Annotated in this window: 20 protein-coding genes; 14 read left to right on the forward strand and 6 right to left on the reverse strand. The window is 61.7% G+C overall.

Going from position 1 to position 23,212, the window contains the following annotated elements:
- Nucleotides 1–153 precede the first annotated feature (153 nt).
- Together MA884_RS17745 and MA884_RS17750 are read right to left on the reverse strand one after the other, a co-directional pair.
- Nucleotides 154–1,803 carry an acyl-CoA dehydrogenase family protein gene (locus tag MA884_RS17745; RefSeq protein WP_256231713.1) on the reverse strand — a complete coding sequence of 550 codons (1,650 nt, stop codon included), beginning with the start codon at nt 1,801–1,803 and terminating at the stop codon, nt 154–156.
- Between the two features lie 74 nt (nt 1,804–1,877).
- Entirely contained in the window at nt 1,878–4,262 is a 2,385-nt protein-coding gene (locus tag MA884_RS17750; RefSeq protein ID WP_256231714.1) for a hybrid sensor histidine kinase/response regulator, read from the reverse strand.
- Between the two features lie 423 nt (nt 4,263–4,685).
- On the opposite strand from MA884_RS17750, the gene MA884_RS17755 reads away from it, so the two are divergent.
- The 4 genes from MA884_RS17755 to MA884_RS17770 all read left to right on the forward strand — a co-directional run bounded on the left by MA884_RS17755 (nt 4,686) and on the right by MA884_RS17770 (nt 8,207).
- Nucleotides 4,686–5,483, forward strand: coding sequence for a hydroxymethylpyrimidine/phosphomethylpyrimidine kinase (locus tag MA884_RS17755; RefSeq protein WP_256231715.1), 798 nt, complete (start codon nt 4,686–4,688; stop codon nt 5,481–5,483).
- 16 nt (nt 5,484–5,499) lie between these two features.
- Nucleotides 5,500–6,126, forward strand: a complete 627-nt coding sequence (thiE, locus tag MA884_RS17760; protein WP_256231716.1) for a thiamine phosphate synthase — start codon at nt 5,500–5,502, stop codon at nt 6,124–6,126.
- A gap of 24 nt (nt 6,127–6,150) precedes the next feature.
- The gene (hemL, locus tag MA884_RS17765) at nt 6,151–7,434 is read left to right on the forward strand and encodes a glutamate-1-semialdehyde 2,1-aminomutase (protein ID WP_256231717.1); all 1,284 of its coding nucleotides are present in this window, start codon (nt 6,151–6,153) and stop codon (nt 7,432–7,434) included.
- A gap of 218 nt (nt 7,435–7,652) precedes the next feature.
- A complete protein-coding gene (locus tag MA884_RS17770) occupies nt 7,653–8,207 on the forward strand; it encodes a tetratricopeptide repeat protein (RefSeq protein WP_256231736.1) in 555 nt (184 codons plus the stop codon).
- Between the two features lie 137 nt (nt 8,208–8,344).
- Here MA884_RS17770 and MA884_RS17775 read toward each other — a convergent pair whose 3' ends face one another.
- The gene (locus MA884_RS17775) at nt 8,345–8,674 is read right to left on the reverse strand and encodes a DUF1820 family protein (protein WP_003185742.1); all 330 of its coding nucleotides are present in this window, start codon (nt 8,672–8,674) and stop codon (nt 8,345–8,347) included.
- Between the two features lie 134 nt (nt 8,675–8,808).
- Between MA884_RS17775 and miaB the strand changes: the two genes are divergently transcribed.
- The 5 genes from miaB (at nt 8,809) to lnt (ending at nt 14,236) form a co-directional block, all read left to right on the forward strand.
- Nucleotides 8,809–10,137, forward strand: a complete 1,329-nt coding sequence (miaB, locus tag MA884_RS17780) for a tRNA (N6-isopentenyl adenosine(37)-C2)-methylthiotransferase MiaB (protein ID WP_256231718.1) — start codon at nt 8,809–8,811, stop codon at nt 10,135–10,137.
- 206 nt (nt 10,138–10,343) lie between these two features.
- Nucleotides 10,344–11,354 carry a PhoH family protein gene (locus tag MA884_RS17785; protein ID WP_256231719.1) on the forward strand — a complete coding sequence of 337 codons (1,011 nt, stop codon included), beginning with the start codon at nt 10,344–10,346 and terminating at the stop codon, nt 11,352–11,354.
- Nucleotides 11,347–11,805: an rRNA maturation RNase YbeY gene (ybeY, locus tag MA884_RS17790; RefSeq protein WP_256231720.1), complete on the forward strand. Its 459-nt coding sequence runs from the start codon at nt 11,347–11,349 to the stop codon at nt 11,803–11,805. Before MA884_RS17785 ends, ybeY begins: the two co-directional genes overlap by 8 nt.
- 40 nt (nt 11,806–11,845) lie before the next feature.
- The gene (locus MA884_RS17795) at nt 11,846–12,685 is read left to right on the forward strand and encodes an HlyC/CorC family transporter (protein ID WP_025215634.1); all 840 of its coding nucleotides are present in this window, start codon (nt 11,846–11,848) and stop codon (nt 12,683–12,685) included.
- A gap of 27 nt (nt 12,686–12,712) precedes the next feature.
- Entirely contained in the window at nt 12,713–14,236 is a 1,524-nt protein-coding gene (gene lnt / locus MA884_RS17800) for an apolipoprotein N-acyltransferase (protein WP_256231721.1), read from the forward strand.
- Between the two features lie 154 nt (nt 14,237–14,390).
- Here the strand turns inward: lnt and MA884_RS17805 are convergent, their stop codons facing one another.
- Both MA884_RS17805 and MA884_RS17810 read right to left on the reverse strand, forming a co-directional pair.
- Nucleotides 14,391–15,152, reverse strand: coding sequence for a YdcF family protein (locus tag MA884_RS17805; RefSeq protein ID WP_256231722.1), 762 nt, complete (start codon nt 15,150–15,152; stop codon nt 14,391–14,393).
- A gap of 103 nt (nt 15,153–15,255) precedes the next feature.
- A complete protein-coding gene (locus tag MA884_RS17810; RefSeq protein WP_047229504.1) occupies nt 15,256–15,576 on the reverse strand; it encodes a hypothetical protein in 321 nt (106 codons plus the stop codon).
- Nucleotides 15,577–15,869: 293 nt separating this feature from the next.
- Here MA884_RS17810 and leuS point away from each other — a divergent pair, with 293 nt between their 5' ends.
- The 5 genes from leuS (at nt 15,870) to MA884_RS17835 (ending at nt 21,985) form a co-directional block, all read left to right on the forward strand.
- On the forward strand, nt 15,870–18,476 hold the full coding sequence (leuS, locus tag MA884_RS17815; RefSeq protein ID WP_256231723.1) for a leucine--tRNA ligase: 2,607 nt from the start codon (nt 15,870–15,872) through the stop codon (nt 18,474–18,476).
- Nucleotides 18,477–18,564: 88 nt separating this feature from the next.
- Nucleotides 18,565–19,170 (forward strand): LPS assembly lipoprotein LptE, encoded by a 606-nt coding sequence (gene lptE / locus MA884_RS17820; RefSeq protein ID WP_256231724.1) that lies wholly within the window; start codon nt 18,565–18,567, stop codon nt 19,168–19,170.
- Between the two features lie 39 nt (nt 19,171–19,209).
- Nucleotides 19,210–20,247, forward strand: a complete 1,038-nt coding sequence (gene holA, locus MA884_RS17825; protein ID WP_256231725.1) for a DNA polymerase III subunit delta — start codon at nt 19,210–19,212, stop codon at nt 20,245–20,247.
- A gap of 177 nt (nt 20,248–20,424) precedes the next feature.
- A complete protein-coding gene (gene arfA / locus MA884_RS17830; RefSeq protein WP_047229500.1) occupies nt 20,425–20,589 on the forward strand; it encodes an alternative ribosome rescue factor ArfA in 165 nt (54 codons plus the stop codon).
- A 73-nt stretch (nt 20,590–20,662) separates the two neighbouring features.
- Nucleotides 20,663–21,985: a lytic murein transglycosylase gene (locus MA884_RS17835; protein WP_256231726.1), complete on the forward strand. Its 1,323-nt coding sequence runs from the start codon at nt 20,663–20,665 to the stop codon at nt 21,983–21,985.
- Nucleotides 21,986–22,103: 118 nt separating this feature from the next.
- Here the strand turns inward: MA884_RS17835 and MA884_RS17840 are convergent, their stop codons facing one another.
- Entirely contained in the window at nt 22,104–23,042 is a 939-nt protein-coding gene (locus MA884_RS17840) for an LD-carboxypeptidase (RefSeq protein ID WP_256231727.1), read from the reverse strand.
- Nucleotides 23,043–23,212: the final 170 nt, after the last annotated feature.

Here is a 23,212-nt window from a genome sequence, read left to right on the forward strand (position 1 = left end):
GGAGCGGGCTTCTCGCGATAGCGCTGTGTCAGTCACCCGTGATGCTGGATGTGCCGACGCCATCGCGAGCAGGCTCGCTCCCACCCTGATCGCCGCCTGCCGCAGATTTCTCATTCACGGCAAAGCCCGCTCCACAAAGGTTTCCTGGCCGCCTTAGAAACCCTGGGGTGTGGATCGCGCCACGATGGCCTCGACATTCAGGCCTCGGGGCAAGGCGCCATATGCCCGGCCACCCAAGCCTAGGCGGCTGGCGATGAAGGCGTCGCTGACGTCGCTGTTGCCGGCCTCCAGCAACAACCTGGCTTGCAGCCCCAGAGCGATGTCTTCAGTCAATTGCCGGGCGCGGTACTGGATGTCATCGGTATCCTTGAACGCCGCGTGCAACTGATCGATGTGGGCAGCCAGGCGTTTGTCGCCGTGGCCGTCACCCAGTTCGGTGAACAGCACTTCAAGCACGTCCGGTTCCTTGGACAGCGCCCGCAACACATCCAGGCACTGCACATTGCCGGAGCCTTCCCAGGTCGAGTTCACCGGTGCTTCACGGTAAAGGCGCGGCAGAATACTGTCTTCGACGTAACCGGCGCCGCCCATGCATTCGGCAGCTTCGTTGATCATCGCCGGGGCGCGTTTGCAGATCCAGTATTTGCCCACCGCCGTCACCAGCCGGGCAAACCTGGCCTCGTGTTCATCATTCAAGTGGTCCAACGCCCGGCCCATACGCAAGCTCAGGGCCAGGGCGGCTTCGCTTTCCAGCGCCAGGTCGGCCAGCACGTTTTGCATCAGCGGCTGTTCACTCAACAACTTGCCACCAACCCGCCGATGCGCGCAGTGATGGCTGGCCTGGGTCAGGGCCTGGCGCATCAGGGCGCTGGAACCGACCATGCAATCGAAGCGGGTCATGGCAACCATCTCGATGATCGTCGGCACGCCTCGCCCTTCTTCACCAACCATCCAGGCCAGCGCACCACGGAATTCGACTTCGCTGGAGGCATTGGAGCAGTTGCCCAGCTTGTTCTTCAACCGCTGGATATAGAACTGATTACGCGAGTCGTCCGGGCGATGGCGCGGCAGCAGGAAGCAGCTCAGGCCCTTGTCGGTCTGGGCAAGCGTCAGGAAGGCATCGCACATCGGCGCCGAACAGAACCACTTGTGGCCCACCAGTTCATAGGCCTGGCCGGGACCGCTGGCGCCCACCGGATAAGCCTTGGTGGTGTTGGCCCGCACGTCGGTGCCGCCCTGCTTTTCAGTCATCGCCATGCCGAGGGTGACCCCGGCCTTGTGAGCCATGCCGACGTTACGCGGGTCGTACTCGGTGGCGAGCGCTTTGGGCACCCACTGTTCGGCCAGGTCCGGTTGCAAGCGCAACGCCGGGACGCTGGCGAAAGTCATGGTCAGCGGACAACCGGTGCCGGCTTCAGCCTGGCTGTGCAGATAAGTCATCGAGGCCCGGGCGACATGGGCGCCGGGTTGCGGGTGGGCCCATGGCAGGCTGGGCAGGCCATGCTCGACAGCGGTGCGCATCAACTGGTGGTAAGCAGGATGGAACTCCACCAGATCAATGCGATGACCATAGCGGTCGTGGCTGGAAAACACTGGTTTGTTCTGGTTCGCCAGAAACCCCGCCTCCATCAGCGGCCCACCGGCCAGTTCTCCATACGCATCGATCCGCCCTTGCGCCCAGCCCGCGCCGAAACGCTGCGACCACTGTTGCAGCGGCAGGTCGATGCGATAGAGGTTGGCGCCATCCAGGGACGGTGGCTGATTGGTGACGTCGTGGGTTTCGGCGAACTGGTGCAGGTTCATGACAGGGCTCCTTGGTCGGCCAGCAGAGGTTCAGTTAAGCACCGCCCCACGGCCGAACAAAGTGTCATACCCGCCTAAATATCGGCGCTTTCACCCTGCTTCGGACAAAGCACTCGCCGTTGCAAAAGCGTGCGCAACACCTCGAATTTCACCGGTTTACTCAGGTAATCGGTCAACACGCCCGACGTGCAGCGCTCGTGATTCGGATTGGGACTGACCACAAACACCGGCAGGTCCTCGCAGCCGATGAGCCTACGGATCTGACAACAGACCGCCACGCCGTCCAGCGGCGGCGACTGGCAATCGAGCAGCACCGCGTCGACACTCTCGCCCTGTAGTAGATCCAGTGCCGCGCGTCCGCTGTCGGCGGTACGCACCTGGTAACCGAGCTTGAGCAACATGCCGCGCATCACCAGCAGATCAATGCTGTTGTCATCAGCCAGCAGCACCGTGCAATCTTGGGGTAAGCGCGAGGTTTCGCGCTGGCTGAACGAGATGGGCGTGGGCGCCTCCACGGGGAAGGCCATTTCCACCTCGACGTCCAACTGGAAGCGGCTGCCGCGACCGGGTTCGGAGGTGTGGGTCAGGCGTCCGCCCAGTAACTCCACCAGTTGTCGGCAGATCGCCAGACCCACACCGAGGCCGCCGTATTCCCGGGTCATCGAGCCGTCAAGCTGGAAAAAGCGCTGGTACAAGCTCGCCTCACCAAGGTCAGTGAAACCAATACCGGTGTCGATCACAGCAAAGGACAGCACCAGCCGATCGAGCCCCGACGGCCTGCCACTGACCCGAAGCGCCAGACCGCCTACCCGCGTGAACTTGACCGCGTTGTCCAGCAGACATTCCAGGCATTGGGCCAGCTTGCCGCTGTCAGCGATCAGCCGGTCCGTCAGGCCGGGTGCCACGTCGACCTTGAAATCCAGGTTCTTGACCGCTGCATTGGCACCGAACTGCACCTGCAAGGCGTCGACCATCCCACGCAGGCTGAACGGCGCCGGGTAGGCCTTGAGCTTGCCGGCCTGCAATTCGGTGAGGGTGAGGATGCCGTTGACCATACGCATCATGTCCCGCGCAGAACCTGCGGCGGTCTGTTGATACTGGGTCAACTCCTCGTTCATTTCGACGGTTTCCATCAACTCCAGCGAACCGATCACGCCATTCATTGGCGTACGCAGCTCATGGGTCAACGTGGCGAGGAATTCATCCTTGAGTTTGTTGCTGTGGGCCAGTTGCTGGTTGAGCACTTCAAGTTTCTGCCCGGCGTCGAACAGGGTCTGGGCCTGTTGCTCGCGCATGGCATTGATGCGGTCGGCCAGGGCCAGGGACAACAGTGCCACTTCGATGGCCGAGCCGATCTGGCTGGCGTACATGGTCAGGAACACGTTCGGCAGATAACCGAGGACCATCATCGTGTTGACGACGCCCCCCAGCAGAAACGCCGACCAGGCGATGATGAAATAACGCGCCACCCGCAGACCGCGCCACCAGGCGAACAGCCCGGCGGCGAAGATCACCACGGTAAACACCAGCGCCAATGCCGTCGCCAGGCGCAGGGCCAGGGCGTAACTGGTCATCAGCGACAGGCCCACCACTACCGCGCTGTAGACGATCAGCGCCAGCAGCAGCCGGTCAAGCCAACGACTGTGTTGCGCGGTTTGCAGGAAGCTGCGCGCAAACTGGCTGCCGAACAGGCCCGCGCAACCGATGAAAAAGGGTGTTGCGGCATTGGCCCACCAAGGGTTGTCCGGCCAGAAATACTCAACGGCCGCTCCGTTGACCGACAACTGGTACAAGCCGAACGAAGCGATATACACGATGTAATAAAGGTAACTGGTGTCGCGCACGCTCAGGTAAATGAACAGGTTGTAGACCAGCATCCCCAGCAGCACGCCATAGATGATGCCCAACACGTACAAGCGCACAGGCTGTTGCTCGAGATAGGCCGTGCTCGACCACAACGTCAGCGGCGCCTGGATCGAACCCTGGCTTTGCAGGCGCAGGTACACGGACTGACGTTGCCCGGGTTTGAAGTCCAGGCTGAACAGGTAGTTGTTCTGGCGAATTTCACGGCTGGCAAACGGCAAGGCATCGCCGGTCTGGCGAACCAGGCGATACGCCCCGACGCTATCAGGCAGATACAAGTCCAGATGGTCCAGCGGTGGATACGCCAGCTCCAGCAACCAGGTGCGCTGGGCGTCCGGATTGCCGGGACGGTAGTTCAGGTCTATTTTCAGCCAGAATGCCGAGCGCGAATAACCGGCGTTCAGCGTGGCTTTGTCATGGGATTTGAAGTGACCCGCCGCAGCCTCTGCCAGGACATCGTCGATGGTCGCCGTACCGTCGGCGTCTTCGAACACCTGCAGGGCATGGCCCAAGGGCAGGCTTTGGGTGAACTCATCGAACTCGAGGGCGCTTGCCAAAGGGGGCAAGCACAGCAGCAACATCAGCAAATAGCGCATTTAAGCCCCAGCGTGGCCTGTCCGGTTGAATCAGGAAGCCCCCCATTCCCTGAGTAGACGTAAAACCGGCATTACCTGTTATTTGGTTGGATCCATTTTCTAGCATAGCCGTTGATGGCCAATTTGCACCATTGAAATTTTTCCCACAGAGGGCTCTAGAACGGGCGTTCCAGCTCCAAGCATTGAGATAGAGCTGTTGCTTTGATCAGGTCGGCAACTGGCGGACCAATGTGGCGAGGGAGCTTGCTCCCGCTGGGCTGCGAAGCGGCCCCGGTTTTTGGGAGCGCTGCGCACTGGAGCGCCAGCCCGGTCCAGCGGGAGCAAGCTCCCTCGCCACAAAAGCACTCACCAGCAAGCCACTCAATACAAAACCCTCAGCGTCCGAGCACCGATAAAACAGGTTTGGTGGTAAGCTCGCGCACCATGAATATCTACAGCTCTCGCCCCGTTGTCCTCTGTCTCTCCGGCCACGACCCCAGTGGTGGCGCCGGCTTGCAGGCAGATATCGAAGCCCTGCTCGCCCAGGGTTGTCATGCCGCTCCGGCCGTTACTGCGTTGACCGTGCAAGATACGGTGAACGTGAGCGATTTTCGCGTGCTCGATCGGGAGTGGGTGCTGGCGCAAGCCAATGCCGTGCTCAACGATTCGCAGGTAGCAGCGGTCAAGCTGGGGATGCTCGGCTCACTGGAAATGGTCGACACCGTGGTCGAACTGCTTCAGGCACACCCGCATTTGCCCATGGTCTGCGACCCGGTGCTGCGTGCCGGTGGCGGCGGACGATTGGGCAAGGATGAAGTCGGTTACGCGATGCGCGAGCGCCTGTTGCCCCTGGCAATCATCGCCACCCCCAACCTGCCTGAAGCACGCATCCTCGCCGAACTGCCCGAGGGCAGCGCCGATGAGTGCGCGGAAAAACTGCTGCCCTTCGTCAAGCACCTGTTGATCACCGGTGGTCACGGCGACGAACATGAAGTCCACAATCGCCTGTACAGCCGCGATGGTCGCCGCGAAACCTTCACCTGCCAGCGTTTGCCCGGCAGCTACCACGGTTCCGGCTGCACCCTGGCCAGCGCCCTGGCCGGACGGTTGGCCCAGGCCGAACACCTCGCCAGCGCGGTCAAGACCGCACTGGATTACACCTGGCGCACCCTGCGCGATGCCGAACAGCTGGGCAAAGGCCAGTTCGTACCGCGTCGCCTGCCGCTGGATTTCTGCTCGTAGCGCCGGAGGCTGTGAAATGAAACTACGTGGCCTTTACGCCATCACCGATAGCCAACTGCTGGCCGGCAAATTCCTCGCTTATGTGCAAGCGGCACTGGAAGGTGGCGTCACCCTGCTGCAATACCGCGATAAAAGCAGCGACGAAGCCCGCCGTCTGCGCGAAGCCGAAGCGCTGCGCAATCTGTGCGAGCGCTACAAGACCCGGCTGATCATCAACGACGACGCCGAACTGGCCGCGCGCCTGGGCGTCGGCGTCCATCTGGGCCAGACCGATGGCCCGCTGGCGCCGGTACGGGCGCTGCTGGGGCGCGATGCAATCATCGGCTCCACTTGTCACGCCAGCCTGGAGCTGGCCGAACAGGCTGCCAGCGAAGGCGCCAGCTATGTCGCGTTCGGACGCTTCTTCAACTCCAACACCAAGCCCGGCGCTCCCAGCGCAAACCTTGAACTGCTCGACCAGGCCCGTATCAAACTGCATATACCGGTGTGCGCCATCGGCGGCATCACTCTGGACAACGCCGCCCCGTTGGTGGCTCACGGTGTCGACTTACTGGCCGTGGTCCATGGCCTGTTCGGCGCCGACAGCGCCCTGGAAGTGACGCGCCGCGCCCGGGCCTTCAACGATCTGTTGCAGATCAAATAATTTTCCGTTTTCGAGAGCCCAACCATGTCCCGTTCCGAAACCCTGTTTGCCAACGCCCAGAAACACATCCCCGGTGGCGTGAACTCCCCCGTTCGTGCGTTCAAGAGTGTCGGCGGCACCCCGCTGTTCTTCAAGCACGCCGAAGGCGCGTACGTGACGGACGAAGATGACAAGCGCTATGTGGACTACGTCGGTTCGTGGGGGCCGATGATCCTGGGCCACAGCCATCCGGACGTGCTGGAAGCGGTGCGCAACCAGTTGCAGCACGGTCTGTCCTACGGTGCTCCAACCGCCATGGAAACCGAGATGGCCGACCTGGTCTGCTCGATCGTGCCGTCGATGGAAATGGTGCGCATGGTCAGCTCCGGCACCGAGGCGACCATGAGTGCGATACGCCTGGCGCGGGGCTTCACCGGTCGCGACAGCATCATCAAGTTCGAAGGCTGCTACCACGGCCACTCCGACAGCCTGCTGGTCAAGGCCGGTTCCGGCGCGCTCACCCAGGGCGTACCAAGTTCGGCCGGCGTACCGGCGGCGTTCGCCAGGCACACCCTGACCTTGCCTTTCAACGACCTCGAAGAAGTCGAGAAGATGCTCGCTGACGTCGGCCCGGAAGTGGCCTGCATCATCGTCGAGCCGGTGGCCGGCAACATGAACTGCGTACCGCCGGCGCCGGGTTTCCTCGAAGGGCTGCGCAGCCTGTGCGACCAGCACGGCGTGGTGCTGATTTTCGACGAAGTGATGACCGGTTTCCGCGTGGCCCTCGGCGGCGCCCAGGCCCATTACGGCGTGACACCCGACCTGAGCACCTTCGGCAAGATCATCGGCGGCGGCATGCCGGTCGGCTGCTTCGGCGGCAAGCGCGCCATCATGGAATGCATCGCGCCACTGGGCCCGGTCTACCAGGCCGGCACGCTGTCGGGCAACCCGCTGGCCATGGCCGCCGGCCTGACCACCCTGCGCCTGATCAGCCGCCCGGGCTTTCACGCCGAGCTGACCGACTACACCACTCGTCTGCTCGACGGTTTGCAGATTCGTGCCGACGCGGCGGGCATTCCGTTCGTGACCACCCAGGCCGGTGGCATGTTCGGCCTGTACTTCAGTGGCGCCGATGACATCGTGACGTTCGAAGATGTGATGGCCTGCGACGCTGACCGCTTCAAGCGCTTCTTCCACCTGATGCTCGACGGTGGCGTGTACCTGGCACCGAGCGCGTTCGAAGCCGGCTTCACCTCCATCGCCCATGGCGAGGCCGAACTGAAGATCACCCTCGACGCCGCCGAGCGGGCCTTCGCCGCGTTGAAATAAGCCTGTGGATAACTGACGCTGGCTGACGCTGGCGTCAGTGATTGACGACAACCTCTACCCCCATTTCCTACGTATTGACCCCCGAAGTAGCCGTTGGCGCACCCTCGCAGCAGAAAAACGAGTAAAGACTTTGTAAGGATGGCCCTGCTTATTTCATAATGCGCGCTTATTGGATCCCCCGGAGGGTCCGCGTGCCCCTCAGAGGTAAGTCGATTCCCATGAACCGCACCGGCCGCACCCTTGCCCTGGGCTGCCTGTTGCTCCTTCAGCCGCTGCTGGCGAACGCACAAGCAGGCGGCAACTCGTTGTTGATCCCGGCGATGGGCCGTTGCACGCTCAACACCCAGCCACAAGATCTCGCACCGGCACTCGACGCCTGTCAAAAAGCGGCGGACGCGGGCGATGCACAAGCGCAATACGAGCTGGGCGAGTTCTACTACAACGGCAAGGCTGCGCCGCGCGACCTCAAGCTGGCCCTCAGCTACTTCGAGAAAGCCTCACTGCAAGGCCATGCTCAGGCGCAATACAAGCTGGGCGGCATGTTCTTCCATGGCGAAGGCGTGCCGGCCAATAACGTGCAGGCCTACATTGTCTTGAAGATGGCAGCGGTCAATGGCGCCGAAGAAGCCCTGGACACCGCCGACGAAGTCGCCGAACAGATGCCCCGCGACGAACTGGAGGTCGCGACCCAGGTGCTGGGGCAGATCTTCCGCAAATACCTGATGGAATTGCAGAACGCCGACGGGCGCACGCCTTTCTCGCCACTGCCCTGAATCCCTGTAGGAGCTGTCGAGTGCAACGAGGCTGCGATCTTTCCACTGCCCATTGAGTCGAGAGCGAACAATCAAGATCAAAAGATCGCAGGCTTCGCCAGCTCCTACAGGGCCCGGCGCAGCAACAAAAATACTTCCTACTTCTCAGGCATCGGCATCGGAAACGGCATGACATTGCCGACCGCGCCGCGGGCTTCGCTGATTTTCGGAGTGCCCAGGCGCTCGACCTCGTCGATGCGCACGATCGAGTGCATCGGCACGAAGCTGCGCACCACGCCTTCGAACTGCGCCTTGAGCTTTTCTTCGCTCGGATCGACGACCACTTGCGTGCGCTCGCCAAAGACGAACTCTTCGACTTCCAGGAAGCCCCACAGATCACTTTGATAGATCTGCTTGGCGTACATTTCGAACACCTGGCCCTGGTTGAGGAAAATCACCTTGTAGATTGGAGCTTCACGTTTGGTCATGGCTGGCGAAACACATCGGCGGGTAAAAAATGAGGGCGCGAACTATAGCATAGCCACTGCTCGCGCAACGGTAGGAACCGGGTGACTTGTTCCCTATAATGCGCGGTTCTTTGAATCACGTGATGACTCCGTCCATGGCCAAGAAGCTTTACATCGAAACCCACGGTTGCCAGATGAACGAGTACGACAGCTCGCGCATGGTCGATCTGCTGGGTGAACACCAGGCCCTGGAAGTCACCGCTCGCGCCGAAGACGCCGACGTGATCCTGCTCAACACCTGTTCAATCCGCGAACGCGCCCAGGACCGGGTGTACTCCCAGCTCGGCCGCTGGCGTGAACTGAAACTGGCCAACCCGGAAATGGTCATCGCCGTGGGCGGTTGCGTGGCCAGCCAGGAAGGCGCCGCCATTCGTGACCGCGCGCCCTACGTAGACGTGGTCTTCGGCCCGCAGACCCTGCACCGCCTGCCGGAGATGATCGACGCCGCGCGCAGCACCAAACTGCCGCAGGTGGACGTTTCGTTTCCGGAAATCGAAAAATTCGATCACCTGCCCGAACCCCGCATCGACGGCCCGAGCGCCTATGTATCGGTGATGGAAGGTTGCAGCAAGTACTGCACCTTCTGCGTGGTGCCCTATACCCGTGGTGAAGAAGTCAGCCGGCCGTTCGACGACGTGCTCGCCGAGATCATCCACCTCGCGGAAAACGGCGTGCGAGAAGTGACATTGCTGGGACAGAACGTCAACGGTTATCGCGGCCTGACCCACGACGGGCGCCTGGCGGACCTCGCCGAGCTGATCCGCGTGGTGGCGGCCGTGGATGGTATCGACCGTATCCGCTACACCACGTCGCACCCGCTGGAATTCTCCGACAGCCTGATCCAGGCCCATGCCGACGTGCCTGAGCTGGTCAAGCATCTGCACCTGCCGGTGCAATCGGGCTCGGACCGGATCCTCGCGGCCATGAAGCGCAACCACACGGCGCTGGAGTACAAATCCAAGCTGCGCAAACTGCGGGCGGCGGTGCCAGGGATCTGCATCAGCTCGGACTTTATCGTCGGCTTCCCCGGCGAAACCGAGAAAGATTTCCAGCAGACCATGAAGCTGATCGAAGACGTGGGCTTCGATTTCTCCTATTCCTTCGTCTACAGCCAGCGCCCCGGCACCCCGGCGGCCGACCTGGCTGACGAAACCCCCGAAGAACTGAAAAAAGAACGGCTCAACGCCTTGCAACATCGCCTGAACCAGCAGGGTTTCGAGATCAGCCGACAGATGGTCGGCTCCGTCCAGCGGATTCTGGTGACCGATTACTCGAAAAAAGACCCGGGCGAATTGCAAGGACGGACCGAAAACAACCGCATCGTCAACTTCCGTTGCGACACGCCGGCCCTGATCGGCCAGTTCGCCGACGTACACATCGACGCCGCGCAACCGCACTCCCTGCGCGGTTCGTTGATCCAGTAACCCCCAATTGCCTGTGAACACAGAACTTGTGGGAGCAAGGCTTGCCCGCGATGAATGCCACTCGGTCCCTCAAGAGTTGAGGCGCCTGTATCGCGGGCAAGCCTTGCTCCCACAAGATTGCTCGGTTTATTAAGAGCTTTCGCACCCAGCCTACTGGCGTTATCCTTGATTTCATCTTAATTGCCCCAGGGCGGCTAAAAACGACCTTGAACGCACCCATCGAACCACATCGTTTCATTCTCGAGCCCTTTGAGGCTCGCCGCTTCGCCAATCTGTGCGGGCAATTCGACGAGCATCTTCGCTTGATCGAACAGCGCCTGGCCATCGAGATCCGCAACCGCGGAAACCAGTTCGAACTGATCGGCGAACCCAAGCACACCACCTCCGCGGAAAACCTGCTGCGCCGTCTCTATCGGGAAACCAAGGGAAGCGAGTTATCGCCGGACACCGTCCACCTGTTCCTGCAGGAGTCGGCCCTGGAAGAGCTCGATAACCACGCCCCGTCGGAACCTGCCGTGGCCTTGCGCACGAAAAAAGGCATGATTCGCCCTCGTGGCTTGAATCAGCAGCGCTATGTGAAGGAAATCCTGGGCAACGACATCAACTTCGGCATCGGTCCGGCCGGTACCGGCAAGACCTACCTGGCCGTTGCCTGCGCCGTCGATGCGCTGGAACGCGAACAGGTGCGCCGTATCCTGCTGGTGCGTCCGGCGGTTGAAGCGGGGGAAAAACTCGGCTTCCTGCCCGGGGATCTGGCGCAGAAAATCGACCCGTACTTGCGTCCGCTGTATGACGCGCTGTACGAAATGCTCGGTTTCGAATATGTCGCCAAGCTGATCGAACGCCAGGTCATCGAGGTCGCGCCACTGGCCTATATGCGTGGTCGTACGCTGAACAACAGCTTCATCATCCTCGACGAAAGCCAGAACACCACGGTCGAGCAGATGAAAATGTTCCTGACCCGGATCGGCTTCGGCTCCACCGCGGTCATCACCGGGGACATCACCCAGGTCGACCTGCCCCGTGGCACCAAATCCGGGCTGAACCATGTGATCCAGGTGCTCAAGGACGTGCCGGGCATCAGTTTCACGCATTTCATGCCCAAGGACGTCGTGCGCCATCCATTGGTGCAGCGCATCGTCGAAGCCTACGAGCGTTTCGAGAATCATCAGGATGAGCTGGCGACCGCAGACAAGGGCCATCGCCACGATGCTTGAACTTGACCTGCAACTGGCCAGCGAACGCCCCGCCCCCAGCGAAGCTCAGTTGCGCCAATGGTGCGAACTGGCCCTGCGCCAGCGCAGCGCCGACTCGGAACTGACCATCCGCCTGGTGGACGAGGCCGAAGGTCGCGAGCTGAACCACACCTGGCGGCAGAAAGACTACGCCACCAATGTGTTGTCGTTCCCCGCCGACGTGCCCGACGAACTGCTCGACATTCCGCTGCTGGGCGATCTGGTGATCTGCATCCCGGTGGTGGAGCGCGAAGCGGCCGAACAAGGCAAGACCCCTGAAGCCCACTGGGCCCATCTGGTGATTCACGGCTGCTTGCATCTACTGGGTTACGACCATATAGAAGATGACGAAGCCGAGGAAATGGAATCGCTGGAACGAACGTTGCTTGCAGAGCTGGGTCATCCCGACCCCTATGCCGGCGACGAAGACTGATACATCAACCTGTAACGACAAAGGATTCAGAGTAATCGCTATGAGCGAAGATCGATCGAGCAACGGGCAGAAGTCATGGCTGGGCAAGCTCACCCAGGCTTTTGCCCATGAGCCGAAAAACCGCCAGGAGCTGCTGGAGCTGCTGCGCGATGCACACCAGAACAAACTGCTGGACAGCGAAGCGCTGGCCATCGTCGAAGGCGCCATCCAGGTCGCTGACCTGCAAGTGCGGGACATCATGGTCCCCCGTTCGCAGATGGTCAGCATCAAGGCGACCCAGACACCTCGCGAATTCCTGCCCGCCGTGGTTGATTCCGCGCACTCGCGCTACCCGGTCGTCGGCGAGAGCCATGACGACGTCATGGGCGTGCTGCTGGCCAAGGATCTGCTGCCGCTGATCCTTCAGGAGAACGGCGACAGCTTCAACATCAAAGACTTGCTGCGCCCGGCCACCTTCGTGCCCGAGTCCAAGCGCCTGAACGTGCTGCTGCGTGAATTTCGCGCCAACCACAACCACATGGCCATCGTCATCGACGAATACGGCGGCGTGGCCGGGCTGGTCACCATCGAAGACGTGCTTGAGCAGATCGTCGGCGACATCGAAGACGAGCACGACGTCGAGGAAGACAGCTACATCAAGCCGCTGCCCAGCGGCGACTTCCTGATCAAGGCCCTGACGCCGATCGAGAACTTCAACGAGTTCTTCGACAGCCAATTCTCCGACGATGAGTTCGACACCGTCGGCGGCCTGGTGATGAGTGCTTTCGGGCACCTGCCCAAGCGCAATGAAACCACGGAAATCGGCTCCTGGCGCTTTCGCATCCTGAACGCCGACAGCCGTCGGATTCACTTGCTGCGCCTGTCACCCATTGCCCGATAAACCCTGCGAGACCCGCTAAGGACACACATGCGCTGGATAACCCGCCCCGGCTGGCCCGGTAACCTGCTGGCCATGGCGGCTGGCGCGATCACCACCCTGGCCCTGGCGCCGTTCGACATCTGGCCGCTGGCACTGCTGGCGGTCGGGTTGTTCTATGCAGGTCTGCGCGAGCTTTCACCGCGCCAGGCTATTGGCCGTGGCTGGTGCTTCGGTTTCGGCCTGTTTGGCGCCGGCACCAGCTGGATCTACGTCAGCATCCATAATTTCGGCGGCGCCTCGGTGCTGCTCGCCGGTTTTTTGATGCTGCTGTTCATCGCCGCCATTGCCTGGTTTTTCGCCCTGCCCGCCTGGCTCTGGGCCCGGTGGCTGCGGCGTAACGAAGCCCCGCTGGCCGACGCCTTGGCCTTCGCCGCCCTGTGGCTGGGCCAGGAAGCCTTTCGCGGCTGGTTCCTCACCGGGTTTCCGTGGCTTTATTCCGGTTACAGTCAACTCGATGGCCCGTTGGCCGGCCTCGCGCCGCTGGGCGGGATGTGGCTGATGTCCTTCACCCTGGCCCTGACCGCCGCGCTGCTGTACAACGCGCCACGATTGATCCGCGCCGGGCGCAAAGGCTTTATCGCAGCGGGCGTGGTCCTGCTGATCGGCCCGTGGGTCGCCGGCATGGTGCTCAAAGGCCACGCCTGGACCAGCCCTTCGGGCGATCCGCTGAGCGTCGCCGCGATCCAGGGCAATATCGAGCAAAGCATGAAGTGGGACCCGGAGCAGCTCAACGCACAGTTGGCGCTGTACCGCGACATGAGTTTTGCCTCCAAACGGGTCGACCTGCTGATCTGGCCGGAAACGGCTGTCCCGGTGCTCAAGGAATCCGCCCAGGGCTACCTGGACATGATGGGCACCTTTGCCGCCGAGCGAAATTCGGCGCTGATTACTGGCGTCCCGATTCGCCAACTGGTGCACCAGCAGAAGCGTTATTTCAACGGCATCACCGTGACCGGCGAAGGTGACGGCACTTATCTGAAGCAAAAACTGGTGCCATTTGGTGAATATGTGCCGTTGCAGGACATTCTGCGTGGCTTGATCGCGTTCTTCGATCTCCCCATGTCAGACTTTGCCCGGGGCCCGGCCGACCAGCCTTTGCTGCAAGCCAAGGGGTACCAGATCGCGCCGTTCATCTGTTATGAAGTGGTCTACCCGGAATTCGCCGCTGGCCTCTCGGCGCGCAGCGACCTGCTGCTGACCATCAGCAACGACACCTGGTTCGGCACCTCGATCGGTCCGTTGCAACACCTGCAAATGGCGCAGATGCGCGCCCTGGAAGCCGGTCGCTGGATGATCCGCTCCACCAACAACGGCGTCACCGGCCTGATCAACCCCTTCGGCCAGATCACCGCACAGATCCCGCAATTCGAGCGTGGCATCCTGTACGGCGAAGTGGTGCCGATGCACGGGCTGACGCCATACCTGCAATGGCGCTCGTGGCCGCTGATCATCGTGTGTGTGTTGCTGCTGGGCTGGGCCTTGATCGCGAGCCGGATGGCCAAGACGGTTTGATCCCGCTGCGGGCAAACCTCTTGGGGTCAACAAGTTTCCTGTGGGAGCAGGGCTTGCCCGCGATGAAATCGACGCGGTCCTGCCGCGGGAACAGGGTGCCTGCATCGCGGGCAAGCCTTGATCCCACAGGGGTCCCGCCCGCGCGCCCAAATACTCAGCGATAGAACAACCTATACCCCACCTGCCCCACCGCCTCGTTCATCAACTGCCCGGACTGCCAGATCGATTTGAACTCCGGCATCCAGCCGCCCAGCGGGCGGGCATTGTCCTGCCCCAGAAAGCCCACCGGTGCAGGAACCACTTCAAAGCCCGAGCGCTCGAAACTCCAGACTGCTCGTGGCATATGCGACGCATGGGTCACCACCACGACTCGTCTGATCCCCTGCGGCAGTAATATTTCGGCGCTCATCCGGGCGTTTTCCCAGGTCGTGCGGCTGCGCCCTTCCTGCCAGCGCACGGTGACGCCAAAATCATCGAGCATCGAATCGGCCATCAATTTCGCTTCACTTGGCGGGGAGCCATAGTGCAAGCCGCCGCTGGTCAGCACCGGTAATCCTGACGCCTTGGCCAGTCGCGCCGCATACCGCTGGCGCTCCAGACCGATGCCGGTGGGCTGATCGGTGCCCCAGGCCAGGTCACCGCGATCGCGGCCCGAACCGAGCACGACGATGGCATCGGCACGTTGTGCCAGCGTCGCCCATTCGCCGCGAAGCAACGGCGGCTCGCGTTCCAACGCCTTGGCACTCCATTGCACCACCACGGGCAAACTCATCAGCCAGAAACCACCCACCCCTGCAATGAAACACAGGCGAGCCAGGCGCGGCCGAGAGTTGCGCCACCACCAGGCAAGCACCAACAGCAGCAAAAGAATGCCGGGCGGCAATAAAAGTTGTTTGATGAAATAGCGAAACGGCATCGGGCATCTCCATAGATGCCCGAAGCCTAGGTGGGTTGACGCAAAGCGACAACAGATTCGAAATAACCTTGAATCAAAAAAAGCGACAAGCGTGAATCCGGCTTTACTTGAACTGCAGTGACCGGACTTTTACAGCATCCCTGGTGGGTGTCCGATCCTTGAGCCATACAACCTTGGCCGAACGGGGCGTATCGAGGCGCTTGAGTAGCTGGGCCCCACTGGTGGGAGCTTGATGCCCGACCTGCTCAAGGTAAGCCTTGACCAGTTCGAACTCTGCGGGGGTCAAGCCACGCAGTTCCAGCTCTGCCGGACGTTCATCGCGCAAGCGACCGGCGGTTCTTGCAGCGTCCAGGGCCACCCCGAGACGATCGATCAGTTTTTCGTACAACTCAGGTGTAGTTACTTTTCGTTGTGATTCAACCATCCCTCACCTCATTGAAGATAAGACTCACTCCCCATTGAGAAGCTTAGCTTCGCTGGGCAAACCGGCAGGGCGCCGCGACCAACGGCCCTGAACAGCGGCCGTCCCCGGGTATCGACAATGCCCCGGCACGCAATCAGGGTTTCCCTCGGCAGAGCACGGTCATGTATGCTACGGCGCTTCCTGTAACTCCACTTCCAGCTCGGCTGGGCATCGAAAACGCCGCATCAGGCGTCGTCTGCGTCCAGCATGGCAACGAAGAGGATTGGGCCACCCCATTCAGTACAAAAGTAGCCATGCACGAACACTACCAGCCCCGTGAAATCGAAGCCGCCGCCCAGTCGTTCTGGGACGAGCAAAAGTCCTTTGAAGTCAGTGAACAGCCAGGCAAGGAGACTTACTATTGCCTGTCGATGTTCCCTTACCCCAGCGGCAAGCTACACATGGGGCACGTGCGCAACTACACCATCGGCGATGTGATCTCCCGCTACCAGCGCATGCTAGGCAAGAACGTCCTGCAACCCATGGGTTGGGACGCCTTCGGCATGCCGGCGGAAAACGCCGCGATGAAGAACAACGTGGCCCCCGCCAAGTGGACCTACGAAAACATCGCCTACATGAAGACCCAGCTGCGCAGCCTGGGCCTGGCGGTGGACTGGTCCCGCGAGGTCACCACCTGCAAGCCTGATTACTACCGCTGGGAACAATGGCTGTTCACCCGCCTGTTCGAAAAAGGCGTGATCTACCGCAAGAACGGCACGGTGAACTGGGACCCGGTGGACCAGACCGTACTGGCCAACGAGCAGGTGATCGACGGCCGCGGCTGGCGCTCCGGCGCGCTGATCGAAAAGCGCGAAATCCCGATGTACTACTTCAAGATCACCGCCTACGCGGATGAACTGCTGGAGAGCCTCGACGAGCTGACCGGCTGGCCTGAACAGGTCAAGACCATGCAGCGCAACTGGATCGGCAAGTCCCGGGGCATGGAAGTGCAGTTCCCCTACGACGTCGCCTCCATTGGCGAAGCGGGCAGCCTGAAAGTATTCACCACCCGTCCGGACACCCTGATGGGCGCCACGTACGTGGCCGTGGCCGCCGAGCATCCGTTGGCGACCCTGGCAGCCCGGAACAATCCCGAGCTGCAAGCGTTCATTGCCGAATGCAAGGGTGGCAGCGTCGCTGAAGCCGATGTAGCCACTCAAGAGAAGAAAGGCCTGCCGACCTCGCTGTTCGTCGAACACCCGCTCACCGGCGAAAAACTGCCGGTATGGGTCGCCAACTACGTGCTGATGCACTACGGCGACGGCGCCGTCATGGCTGTTCCGGCCCACGACGAACGCGATTTCGAGTTCGCCCACAAGTACAACCTGCCGATCAAGGCCGTGGTGCGTACCAGCGCCGGTGACCAGACCCCGGCGCCATGGCAGGACGCTTATGGCGAGCACGGCGAACTGATCAACTCCGGCGAGTTCGACGGCCTCGACTTCCCCGGCGCGTTCGACGCCATCGAAGTCGCCCTGATCAAGAAGAACCTCGGCGCCTCCCGCACCCAGTTCCGTCTGCGGGACTGGGGCATCAGCCGCCAGCGCTACTGGGGCTGCCCGATTCCGATCGTGCACTGCGATACCTGCGGTGACGTACCGGTACCGGAAGATCAACTGCCCGTGGTCCTGCCTGAAGACGTGGTACCCGACGGCGCCGGCTCGCCCCTGGCGCGCATGCCCGAGTTCTACCAGTGCAGTTGCCCGAAATGCGGCGCGCCGGCCAGACGTGAAACCGACACCATGGACACGTTCGTCGAGTCCTCGTGGTACTACGCCCGCTACGCCTCGCCGCACCATGAAGGCGGCCTGGTGGAAAAATCCGCAGCTGACCACTGGTTGCCTGTGGATCAGTATATCGGCGGCATCGAACACGCCATTCTCCACCTGCTCTACGCGCGCTTCTTCCACAAGCTGATGCGTGACGAAGGCCTGGTGAGCTCCAACGAGCCGTTCAAGAACCTGCTGACCCAAGGCATGGTGATCGCCGAGACTTACTATCGTCGCGAAGCCAACGGTGCCTATACCTGGTACAACCCGGCCGACGTCGAACTCGAACGCGACAGCAAAGCCAAGGTCATCAGCGCCAAACTCATCGCTGACGGCCTGCCGGTGGAAATCGGTGGCACCGAGAAGATGGCCAAGTCGAAGAACAACGGCGTCGACCCACAGTCGATGATCGATCAGTTCGGCGCCGACACCTGCCGCCTGTTCATGATGTTCGCCTCGCCACCTGACATGAGTGCAGAGTGGTCCGACTCCGGCGTCGAGGGTTCGCACCGCTTCCTAAAGCGCGTCTGGCGCCTGGCTCAAGCCCACGTCACTCAGGGCCTGCCGGGGAAACTGGACGTCGCCGGCCTGAACGACGAGCAGAAAGCCATTCGCCGTTCGATCCACCTGGCCATCAAGCAGGCCAGCCATGACGTCGGCCAGAACCACAAATTCAACACCGCCATCGCCCAGGTGATGACGCTGATGAATGTTCTGGAAAAAGCCGCGCAAGGCACCGAACAGGATCGCGCACTGGTTCACGAAGGCCTGGAAGCCGTGACGCTGCTGCTGGCTCCGATCACACCGCACATCAGCCACGAGCTGTGGAACCGACTGGGTCACGCTGACCCGGTGATTGACGCCGGCTGGCCGGTGGTGGACGAAACCGCACTGGTGCAGGACAGCCTGACTCTGGTCATCCAGGTCAACGGCAAGCTGCGCGGCCAGATCGAAATGCCGGCCGCCGCCACCCGCGAAGAAGTCGAAGCCGCCGCACGGGCCAATGAAAACGTGTTGCGCTTCGTCGATGGCCTGACGATTCGCAAAGTGATCGTCGTGCCCGGCAAACTGGTCAACATCGTCGCAAGCTAATTGGATCGGGCGCCGGCTTGGGCCGGTCGCCGAATATAACCTGCGGGGCCGCACTGTCGAGCCATAGGGTTTCAAGGGGAGCAACAAGATGATCAAACGTAATCTGCTGGTAATGGGCCTGGCGGTCCTGTTGAGCGCCTGCGGCTTCCAACTGCGCGGCACCGGCACCACCGAGCTGGCCATCACGGAGCTGGACCTCAGCGCCCGGGACGCTTATGGCGATACCGTGAAGATGCTGCGCGACACGCTGGAGAACAGCGGCGTGAAGGTCTACAACGGCGCGCCGTACAAACTGGTGCTGACCAGCGAACAGCAAAGCCAGCGCAGCCTGAGTTATGCCGGTGCCGGTCGTTCGGCCGAGTACGAACTCAACAACGTCCTGAGCTATGAGATCCGCGGCCAGAACAACCTGGTGCTGCTGGACGACAAACTGCAAGTGCAGAAGGTCTACCTGCACGACGGCAACAACATCACCGGCTCCGACCAGGAGTCGAGTGAAGTGCGAGGCGAAATGCGTCGTGACCTCGTGCAACGCATGATGCTGCGCCTGCAACAACTGAGCCCAGCCCAACTGGACCAGTTGCAGCAGACCGCTGACGCCCGGGCCAAGGCAGAAGCCGACGCACTGGAAGCAGCACGCAAGGCTGAGGCGGAAACCCCGCAACAGTCGCCGATGCAAATCCCGTCTGAATAAGCCTTGCGGGGCGCTCCGGCGCCCCGCTCGCCTTCTCTTATGAAGCTCGCTCCCGCCCAACTCGGCAAACACCTGCAAGGCGCCCTCGCGCCGGTCTACATCATCAGTGGTGATGATCCGCTGCTGTGCCAGGAAGCCGCCGATGCCATCCGCTCTGCCGCCCGTCAGCAAGGCTTCGACGAACGCCAGGTGTTCGCCGCCGATGCCAGTTTCGACTGGGGTACGCTGCTGCAGGCTGGGGCGAGCATGTCGCTGTTCGCCGAAAAACGCTTGCTCGAGCTGCGCTTGCCGTCTGGCAAACCCGGTGACAAAGGCGCCACCGCGCTGATCGAGTATTGCTCACGGCCGGCCGAAGACACGGTGTTGCTCATCAGCCTGCCAAAACTCGATGGCAGCGCGCAGAAAACCAAATGGGGCAAGGCCCTGGTCGAAGGTCAGCAGACCCAGTTCGTGCAGATCTGGCCGGTGGACGTCAGCCAGTTGCCCAGCTGGATCCGCCAGCGTCTGTCCCAGGCCGGCCTCTCGGCCAGCCAGGATGCGGTAGAACTGATCGCCGCCCGGGTCGAAGGCAACTTGCTGGCCGCCGCGCAGGAAATCGAAAAGCTCAAGCTGATGGCCGAGGGCGGGCAGATCACCGTGGAAACGGTACAGGCCGCCGTGGCCGACAGTGCGCGTTTCGATGTGTTCGGGCTGACCGATGCGATCCTCAACGGTGAAGCCGCCCACGCCCTGCGCATGCTTGAAGGCCTGCGGGGCGAGGGCGTCGAGCCACCGGTGATCCTCTGGGCCCTGGCCCGGGAGTTGCGCCTGCTGGCCAACCTCTCACTGCAATACAGCCAGGGGGTACCGCTGGACAAGGCGTTCAGCCAGGCCCGCCCGCCGGTGTGGGACAAACGCAAGCCACTGATGAGCAAGGCCCTGCAACGCTATTCGGCATCGCGCTGGGCGCAACTGCTGCTCGAAGCCCAGCGCATCGATGCGCAGATCAAGGGTCAGGCGGCAGGCTCGCCGTGGATGAGCCTGAGCCGCTTGTCGCTGTTGATGGCCGGGCAGCGGTTGACGCTACCCGCTGAATAAAAGATCGCAGCCTTCGGCAGCTCCTACAATGGAAATGCATACTTCTGTAGGAGCTGCCGAAGGCTGCGATCTTTTTCGCCCTTGATCCTACAAATATCACCTCCATTTACCCTATAGACAGCCCCCCAACTCTGCCCCATGATTTGCCCCGTAAAACCCAACCATGAGAGACCCATCATGAGCAAAAAGCCATCCAAGCATGGCCCCAACAAGGCCAAATCCATCATCGCCCAGCCCCTGTTCCGCAGCCGCCAGGAACGACCCGCCAAGGGCAAAGGCAGCTACCGCCGCGAAGCCTTCCAGTCTGACAACTGGGAGGCTTCTTGCTTTGTGGCGGCTTGAAACACCCGGACCAGCCCTATTCTCCTTTGCGCATGATAAGGTCAGCATCTGATTTGTTTATCTGGACCCGTGCATGCCCTTTTGTCTTTCCCGTCGTTGGCCCCTGCGCCAATTGATTGCAGCCACAAGCGTCGTTCTGCTTGTCGCCTGCGCAGAAAAACCTACCGCCGCCGACGCCCAACCGCTCAAGACCGTCCCTGCCGTACCTGCTCCGGCCATCGTGCCGCCGGTGGTCCCGACCGGTGACAACCTGGTCATCGCACCCACGCAAACTTTCGCCGAATGGCAAGCCGGTTTTCGCAAGCAAGCCCTGACCGCCGGGATCCGTGCCGACCTGTTTGATCGCGCCTTTATCGGCGTCAGCCCGGACATGAGCGTCATCAAGGCCGACCGCAGCCAGCCGGAATTCAGCCGTCCGGTGTGGGAATACCTCGATGGCGCCCTGTCGCCACTGCGAGTACGCCGGGGCCAGACACTGGTCCAACAACATGCCGACATTCTGCAAAGCATCGAGCAGCGCTATGGCGTCGACCGCCAGGCGCTGGTGGCGGTGTGGGGCATGGAAAGCAACTTCGGTCAGTTCCAGGGCACCAAGTCGGTGATCAATTCCCTGGCGACCCTGGCCTATGAAGGGCGGCGTCCGGGTTTTGCCCATGCACAGTTGATCGCCGCGCTGCAGATCCTGCAACAGGGCGATATCGCTCCGGAAAAAATGCTCGGTTCCTGGGCCGGTGCCATGGGCCAGACCCAGTTCATCCCCACCACGTACAACACCCACGCGGTGGACTTCGATGGTGACGGCCGCCGCGATATCTGGGGCAGCGCCACCGATGCCCTGGCGTCGACCGCGCACTACCTGCAAAGCTCTGGCTGGCAGCGCGGGCAACCATGGGGCTTCGAGGTACGGCTCAAAGAAGGGTTCGACTATCCGTTGGCCGATGGTGCGATCCGCAAACCCGTCTCCGAATGGCTGCAACTGGGCGTCAGCCTGCCCAACGGCAGCCAGGTCCCAGCCGGCGCCGAACACTTGTCGGCGGCCCTGCTGCTGCCGGCCGGCTATCGCGGGCCGGCCTTCCTGGTGCTCGACAACTTCCGCGCCATCCTCAAGTACAACAACTCCTCGTCTTACGCCTTGGCGGTGAGTCTGCTATCAGAGCGCTTCGCGGGCGCGGGGCTGATCAACGGGCAATGGCCAAAGGACGATCTACCCCTGAGCCGCAGTGAACGTTTCGAACTGCAGACCTTGCTGGGCAAACACAACTTCGACGCAGGCACGCCCGACGGCATCATCGGCGCCAACACCCGCAAGGCAATACGCAGCGCCCAGCAGTCGTTCGGCTGGCCAGCGGATGGGTATCCGACGCACAAGCTGTTGGAAGGGTTGCGTAACCGCTAGATCGCCTTATGGCCGCTGCCCTCATCGCGAGCAGGCTCGCTCCCACACTGGACCGTGTTTTGAAGTCAATTGTGGGAGCGAGCCTGCTCGCGATGAGGGACTTTCAGGCGACAAGCGCTTAGCGGCCGACCACCACATCCTGCTCCAGCACCAACCTCTTCTCCCCCGCATCCAGTCTCACCAACGCGCCCATGGGCAACGTCAGGTTCGGATCGCAATGCCCACTGCGCCAGCCGGACAATACCGGGATGCCAAACGGCTCGAAGGTCTGCTTGAACAGTTTGTTCAACGCCTCGACGTCCACCCCGGCGATATCCCCCACCAACACTCCTCGCAGCTTTGCCAGCGTGCCGGCCAGCCGCAACTGGGTCAGCAGACGGTCGATGCGGTAAAGCGGCTCGTTGATGTCCTCCACCAACAGGATCACGCCTTCGGCATCGATTTCGTAGGGCGTGCCCATGGTCGCGGCAATCATCGACAGGTTGCCCCCCAACAAGCGTCCGCAGGCGATGCCGGGGGCAAGGGTGGTCAACGGATAAGCCGCAGGATGGCTCAGCACACTGCCGGCCTTCAACTGCCCGCGCAGCAGGCTGAAAAAAGAAGTGACGGTTGGCGGTTCCTTGTCGCCCAGAAGATCGGCGTTGAGCAACGGCCCGTGAAAAGTGACAAACCCTGCATAACGGCTGATGGCCAGGTGCAAAGCGGTGATGTCGCTGTAGCCGACGAAGGGCTTGGCGTTGCGCCGCAACAGGTCGAAATCGATGCGATCCAGCAGACGTGGAGTGCCGTAGCCACCGCGCAGGCAAATGATCGCTTTTACTTCTGGGTCGGCGAAAGCGGCATGCAGATCGTTGAGGCGTACCTCGTCGCTGCCGGCCAGGTAGCCGTCCTTTTCGTACACACCTGGGAATATACGCAGCTCATGGCCCCGGGCGCGCATCCATTGGATGGCTTTGTCCGTTTCCAGGTTTGCTGGACCGGCGGGGGCGATCACGGCGATCAGGCCTTCGGATGGGAGTGCCGGGACGGGGTGATGTGGGTTTAGGGTGGGTTCCATGGGTTTCCCGGTCTTTTTGATCGTGTGTATATCCGTTGCTGCGGTAACGGCTACTTATGGTTCCGCTCTTACAGCGGGTCACTTTCGAAAAGCGCGAAAGTAACCAAAGCGCTTCTGCCCCACCACTCGGCACCTCGCCTAGGCTCGGTGTGCCCTCACTCCGGCATTGC

This window comes from Pseudomonas sp. Q11, from assembly GCF_024494355.1.
Classification (GTDB): Bacteria; Pseudomonadota; Gammaproteobacteria; order Pseudomonadales; family Pseudomonadaceae; genus Aquipseudomonas; species Aquipseudomonas hefeiensis.